This window comes from Deltaproteobacteria bacterium, from assembly GCA_009930495.1.
GTDB lineage: Bacteria > Desulfobacterota > Desulfovibrionia > Desulfovibrionales > Desulfomicrobiaceae > Desulfomicrobium.
Map to the genome: position 1 here is coordinate 1 of RZYB01000144.1, position 6,822 is coordinate 6,822.

A 6,822-nucleotide genomic window follows, 5' to 3' on the forward strand; every position below is an offset into this window, starting at 1 on the left:
CGTGCTCGTGTCCATACGTACCTCCGATTTGAAGTGGGGGCACGAAGATGCCTGACCGAGTGAGAGGTATGTCAAGGGAAATTTCATGCGATTGCCCTGGGACCAGGGCCGATACCTCGCCACTGCCAGGGTCGACGCGGAGTTCCTTTTCCAAGGCGTCCAGCTCGGCCAGCAGGGCCTCGTTCGAAGGCAGGTCAGCTTCGCGCATGGAGGTGCAGGAGATAATTGTGGATAAAGGCATCGATGGCTCCGTCCAGGACCGCGTCCACATTGCTGGTTTCCGTGCTGGTCCGATGGTCCTTGACCAGACGATAGGGTTGAAGCGTGTATGTCCGGATTTGCGAGCCAAAGGCGATGGCTCCCTTGGCTATGTACTCGGCTTGGCGTTCGGAAGCGATTTTTTGAAGTTCCTGCTCGTACAGCCGCGCCTTGAGAACCTTGAGGGCGGCCTCCTTGTTTTTATGCTGGGATTTTTCGTTCTGGCACTGCGCCACGAGTCCGGTTGGCAGGTGCGTGACGCGCACGGCCGAGTCCGTTGTGTTGACGGACTGTCCTCCCGGACCGCTGGAACGGAAGATGTCGATCCGGATGTCCTCGTCGCGGATTTCGATTTCGATGTCCTGGCCCGCCTCGGGGTAGACATCGACCGAGGCGAACGAGGTGTGCCTGCGTCCGCTGGAATCGAAGGGAGAAATGCGGATCAGGCGATGGGTTCCTTTTTCACCCTTGAGTTGGCCATAGGCGTAGGAGCCGTGGACATGCAGGGTCACGCTTTTGATTCCGGCCTCGTCGCCGGGCAGCAGATCCAGAAGTTCGATTTTGAATCCCCGTCGTTCCGCGAAGCGTCTGTACATGCGCAGCAGCATTTCGGCCCAATCCTGGGATTCCGTGCCGCCCGCGCCAGGATGGATTTCCAGAATGGCCTCGCTGATGTCCTCGGGGTCGCTGAGTAGGGTCCGCATTTGGGCCGACTCGAGCTTGGCGTCCATGTCGATCAAGGCTTCTTCCAGGGCCGCGAGGATGTCGTCGGTTTGCTCCTCGCTGGCCAGTTCAATCCATTCCTGCATATTGGCATGGGCGCGGGCCAGTTCTTCCCATTCTTCCACCTGGGTGGAAACCTGGGTTTTTTCCTGGAGAACCGGGGTCAGCAGGTCTGGCTTGTCCCAGGCGCCGGGGGCCGAGAGTTGCTTTTCGATTTCGGCCAAGCGCTCCTTGTGTCCGCGCAGGTCAAAGCCGCCTCCAGAATTCCTGGAATTTTTCGTCCAATTGATTGGCCTGGGTCTTCAACTCGGAATATTGCAGCATGATGATCTCGGATTATTTGTGGGGATGGTACTTTCTGGAATGGCCGACCACCGGGAAAAGTCCGGCGATCAGGGCCAAAAACGACCAATGAACAAGTTGAAAATGGTCATGGTAAAAGGTGGTGCCTGTCAAGAGGGGGATGTCGCCCTTATGGAGAAAATTCGGGGCGAACGGTTCGGACTGTTCGTGCAGCTTGCCCGTGGGGGCGATAAAGGTCGTGATGCCGGTGTTCGTGGCCCGGAGAATGGATCTGTTTTGTTCCACGGCCCTCAGGATGGCCAGGTGGAGATGTTGCCGGGGGGCGGAGGAATGTCCAAACCAGGCGTCGTTACTGATATTGACCAGGACGTTTGCCCCTTGTTCGACCCTTTTTTGGGCGAGCTCCGGAAAAATGGCCTCGTAGCAGATCAGGGTCCCCAGGGAGAGCTTGCCGGTCCGAAGGGGCGCGTAGTTGGCCCCCGGCCTGAATTCATAGTCTCCCGGCACCAGCTTGGTCACGAAGGGGAGCCATTGTCCCAGCGGGACGTACTCCCCAAAGGGCACCAGGTGTTCCTTGTCGTACCAGGAGAGCGTTTGGCCTTTTTCATCCAGGAGATAGGCTCGGTTATGCAGGACAAATTTGGGCTGGTTTTTGCCCTGCGGCGAGGAATAGGCCGGGGATCCCATCATGAAGGGCGTGTTCAGGGCGTCGACCGTGGCCCGCACGCTTTCGGCCAAGGGGCCTCCGTCCTGATAGTATAACGGCATGGCGGTTTCCGGCCAGACGACGATGTCCGGATGATGCGCGGCCACTGCTTCGTGGCTGAGGTCCAGGTAGGTTTTCAGGATGGACGACTGCAGTTTGGGTTCCCATTTCTGGCCCTGATCGATGTTGCCCTGGATCAAGACGGCCGATGCCGTGTTCGAGGGGGGAGCAGGCTGGCGGACCATGGCCGGCAGGAGGCAAACAACAGCCAGCGGGATGGCCGCGAGCTTCCAGGGACCGCGCCCCATGACAAGCGCGTGACAGATACCGACTAGTATTCCGGACAGCCCAAAGGCTCCAATCCAGGCCGATAGACCGATGGCCCAGGGCCAGGGGGATAGGGCCGAGGACAAGGTCAGCCAGGGAAAGCCGGTCAAAAGGGTGTTGCGCGCCAGCTCCAGGCCTGTCCATGACGCGGCGGCAAAGACGGATCCCAAAACATGGTCCGCCTTTTTGGCGCGGTGCGAAAGGACGCAAAAGACGCTGGCATAGGCCGCCAGAACCGCGCCGACCAAAACCGGACAGGGCAGGGCCAAGATCCAGGGCAGGCCACCGTGATCATGGACGGGGATGGCCAGCCAGTACAGTGCGGCCGAGTAGGCCGGCAGGGCGGTCAGAAAACCCAGCCGGGCGGCTTCTCGACCAGTTTGGGCATTGGTCGCGGCCATGATCAGGGCCATGGGCAACAACACGATGGCCGCTGGAACGTGCAGCATCGGATTGGCGAATCCGAACCAGGCCCCAAGCAGGGCCAGGATCATGGGAACAACGGGGAGGCGGGCGGGGAAATCACGAATCAAGCGTGGGGGTGGAAACGAGAACCCATTGGATCTGTTTGACATCTGCTTCCTTGATCAAAAACGTATAGTCCTGAATGGCGAGGGATTCGTTGGTTTCCGGGACGCGGCCGAGCTGTTCGCTGATATAGCCGCCCAGGGTTTCGACCTGGTCGGATTCAAGTCGGATGCCGCATTCCTCGTACAGATCTTCCAGGCTGGTCCGGCCGGAAACAAGGAACGCCCCGGCTTCCAGAGGCTGGATTTCCTCGGGTCGCGGGGGATCGTATTCGTCCTCGATATCGCCAACGATTTCCTCGAGGACGTCCTCCAGGGTGACCAGGCCGGCCGTGCCCCCGTATTCGTCCAGAACAATGGCCATGTGCTGTTTGTTGGTCTGGAAATCGAGGAGGATGTTTTTGACGTTTTTGGTTTCCGGGATGAAATATGGTGAACGCAGGATGGCTTCCAGGTTGGCCGGAGTTTGGTCCTCGCCGGCAAAAAAACGCAGCAATTCCTTGCAGTGCAGAATTCCGACGATTTGGTCCTTGGTTTCCTTGTAGATCGGAAGCCGGGAATGGCCGCTTTCAAAAACCTTGCGGGCGACCTCGGTCACTGTTTCCGTGATTTCCGCGCAGACAATGTCGGTGCGGGGGACCATGATTTCGTATGCCTGCTTGTCGTCGAGTTGGAGCACATTCAGAAGCATGGACATTTCGTCATTCTGCAACTCGCCCTCGTCCTTGGCTTCCTGGATGGCCTCTTCCAGATGGCATTCGTTTTTGCGGGAAAAAAAGCGTTTCAAGGTTATCCAGAGTCGACTGTCCGAGCCCTCATCCATAAATTCAGAGTCCTCCATGGGATCGCGATTTGTTGTGCAAAACGGTCTAGCCTCTATCCAATTTCACGTTCCCGGTAAAGTTCCAGGTGCCTTTTGAAAATCCAGGTCACCAAGTCCTCGACGCCGTGATCGGGGTCGATGGTGAGCCATTTGATATCACCCGTGGCCTGGGCTTGGCCACACTCGACAAATTCGTAGCCGAGCATGAGCGAGCCGGTTTCAAAATTTTCTTGTTTGGTACGCAACCGGGCGCTCATGTAATAAACGCTGGGAAGCCTGGGAGCCATGGGTATGAGTTCAAGACGCATGAACAGGGTTGTGTAGCGCCGTAAAAAAGTATTCAGGTTCGGGAACTGGCGCGGATCGTATTCCAGGCGAATGCCGCCCCCGGACAAATCCAGAACGGATACCTGGGAGTCCATGTCCTGGCGGTAGATGGCCAGTGGCTCCGGCCATTGGTCCAGGTCGGCTTCGCAGGGAGGTGACTGGTCATCCACGCCTGGCCAGATGCGGAAGTCCACGACATCGTTCTTGGGGATGTCCAGGCGCATATGACGCCGTTTTTGGCCCAGCTCGACGTGATCGGGCATGGCCAGATCCAGGTAATGGATGTCGCCAAAACGGCGCGCGCCGACGATGGGGGCGATGAATTTATAGAAAAAAGGGCGTCCGTGTTCGCCGGGAATGCGGAAGAAGCACACCAGTTCGCGGCCGATCCAGTTGTTCGATGTTTCAATGCCGGCGGGCAGTTCAAGGGAGATGCGGTCCTGGCGTACCTCTTCCAGGGCGCAGGCCAGAACCAATCGGGCCGTGTCGATGGGATGAAAACTGGCGTCGATTCTGCTTCGGTGGCGCAGGGCCTGGTTCAGGATTTTCAATGTCCGGGCGCGAATCTTGGCCGGTTCGTTGTCCCGCAGGAGCATGAGACGCTTGAGGGCCAATGAAATCACGACGACCAGGGCCAGAACGCCAAAAATATAGAGCGCGTTCATGAAAACTTGAGTGTTGCGGGTCGAGCCAAAAGCAATGGCGATGTCCGCGATGCGGCTGTCGACGGACAAGGGGTAGGCGTCAAACATTGGTCACCCCGTGGTGACCGTGGCACCATGAGTGGTCAAATTTGCGCCAGTCCGGATCATGACAGATGTGGGTGTGCATGGTCTGTCTGTCTACCTCATGTTTTCGAGAAGTGAAAGAGCGCGTGATCAAGCCGCGCAGCCTTGGCTTTCAGAGCGTGCCGAGTCTTTTGAGCTGGATCTCCAGACAGGAGATGGCCGCTGGAGTGATGCCGGAAATGCGACCGGCTTGGCCCAGGGTCCGGGGGCGGATTTTGGTCAGCTTTTCCGTGACTTCCCGAGAGAGACCGGGAATGCCCGTGTAGACCATGGTTTCGGGAAGCGCGATTTCTTCCAGCTTTTGAAATCGGTCCACCAACTCCCGCTGGCGATCCAGGTATCCTTCGTATTTGGTTTGAATTTCCGCCTCCTCCAAACTGTCCGTGTCGAAGTCGGACAATCCTGGCCACAAAGGGGCAAGGTGCGTGATGGACAGCTCTGGTTGGCGCAGCAGTTCTTTCAGGCTGACGGCCTTTTGCGGCATGGTGCCGCCCAAGGATTCGACCATGGTCCTGGTCGCGGCGTCCGGACGAATTCGGATGGAATCCAGGCCGGATGCGATCCGTTCGATTTGATTTTGCTTATGCAGAAACCGTTCCCAGCGGTGGTCGTCGACCAAGCCGAGGCGACGTCCGATCGGAGTCAGTCGCTGGTCGGCATTGTCTTCGCGGAGCAGCAGACGGTGTTCGGCTCGGGAGGTGAACATGCGGTACGGCTCCAGGGTGCCCTTGGTGACCAGATCGTCAACCAGGACCGCGATGTAGGCCTGGCTTCGTGTCAGAATCATTTCGGGCTCGCCGCGTAGGGCCAATGTCGCGTTGATCGCCGCCCACAGTCCCTGTCCAGCTGCTTCCTCGTAGCCCGAGGTGCCGTTGATCTGTCCGGCCATGTACAAGCCGCGCACGGCCTTGGTTTCCAGGGTCGGTTTCAGCTGGGTCGGAGGAACATAATCATATTCGATGGCGTACCCCGGTCGCACGATTTGGGCCTTTTCCAGTCCGGGAATGGACGCGATGAGCCCCTTTTGAACGTCCAGGGGCAGGCTTGTCGGAATCCCGTTCGGGTAGACTTCGTGGCTGTTCAACCCTTCGGGTTCGATGAAAATCTGGTGTCGGTCCTTATCGGGAAAACGCGCGATTTTGTCTTCAATGGACGGACAATACCGCGCGCCCGTTCCTTTGATGACGCCGGTGAACATTGGCGACCGGTCGAAGCCGGAGCGGATGATTGCATGCGTTTGTTCGGTGGTATAGGTGACAAAGCAAGATACCTGGGGCAGGCGGATGCCCGGAGAGTCAAAGCTGAACGGGCGCGGCGGCGTGTCACCGGGTTGTTCCTCCAAGCCGGAATAGTCGACCGAGCTTTTCAGCAACCGGGGCACGGTGCCTGTCTTGAGCCGGCCCAGTTCCAGGCCGAGTTCGATGAGGCGCGTCGAGAGACCCATGCTGGCGGGGTCCCCGAACCGGCCGCCGCTGAAATTGCTGAGGCCGACGTGGAGAAGCCCCCGGAGGAAGGTTCCCGTGGTCAGCAGGGCGGCCTGGCATGGAATGGTTTCACCCAGACTGGTGACGACGCCGGTGACCTGACCGTCGAGAACGGCGATGGACGAGGCCATTTCTTGGCGCACGAACAGGTTGGGGCAGGTGAAAATGTCATCCTGCACGACCTTCAGGTATTCCGCCCGGTCGATTTGGGCCCGACTGGAGCGCACGGCCGGTCCTTTTCGGGTGTTCAGGATGCGAAATTGGATGCCCGCCCGGTCCGCCCATTTGCCCATCATGCCCCCCATGGCATCGATTTCCTTGACCATATGTCCCTTGGCCAAGCCTCCGATGGCTGGATTGCAGGACAGATGTCCGATACGATCGATGTTTATGGTCAGCAGCAAGGTTTGCATGCCCATGCGCGCCGCGGCCATGGCGGCCTCGCAGCCTGCATGACCGGCGCCGACGACAATGATGTCGAAGCGGGATGGAATGGCGGGGATGTTCATGCGTTCTCCGGAAGAGCCGTGAAGAGAATCTGGGCGAACGTCTTGGC

At 58.7% G+C, this 6,822-nt stretch carries 5 protein-coding genes; all 5 read right to left on the reverse strand.

Annotated elements, in window-relative coordinates:
- Positions 1-194: 194 nt before the first annotated feature.
- A protein-coding gene (locus EOL86_10960; protein NCD26093.1) for a peptide chain release factor 2 occupies positions 195-1,305 on the reverse strand; the annotation gives its coding sequence in 2 pieces (ribosomal slippage) (positions 195-1,229 and positions 1,231-1,305; 1,110 coding nt in all).
- 12 nt (positions 1,306-1,317) lie between these two features.
- Entirely contained in the window at positions 1,318-2,892 is a 1,575-nt protein-coding gene (lnt, locus tag EOL86_10965; GenBank protein ID NCD26094.1) for an apolipoprotein N-acyltransferase, read from the reverse strand.
- Positions 2,840-3,667: an HlyC/CorC family transporter gene (locus tag EOL86_10970; protein NCD26095.1), complete on the reverse strand. Its 828-nt coding sequence runs from the start codon at positions 3,665-3,667 to the stop codon at positions 2,840-2,842. The genes lnt and EOL86_10970 overlap by 53 nt, the downstream gene beginning before the upstream one ends.
- Before the next feature lie 53 nt (positions 3,668-3,720).
- Complete coding sequence (locus EOL86_10975) at positions 3,721-4,746, reverse strand: hypothetical protein (GenBank protein NCD26096.1); 1,026 nt, start codon at positions 4,744-4,746, stop codon at positions 3,721-3,723.
- A 148-nt stretch (positions 4,747-4,894) separates the two neighbouring features.
- Positions 4,895-6,775, reverse strand: a complete 1,881-nt coding sequence (mnmG, locus tag EOL86_10980; protein ID NCD26097.1) for a tRNA uridine-5-carboxymethylaminomethyl(34) synthesis enzyme MnmG — start codon at positions 6,773-6,775, stop codon at positions 4,895-4,897.
- Between the last annotated feature and the right edge of the window lie 47 nt (positions 6,776-6,822).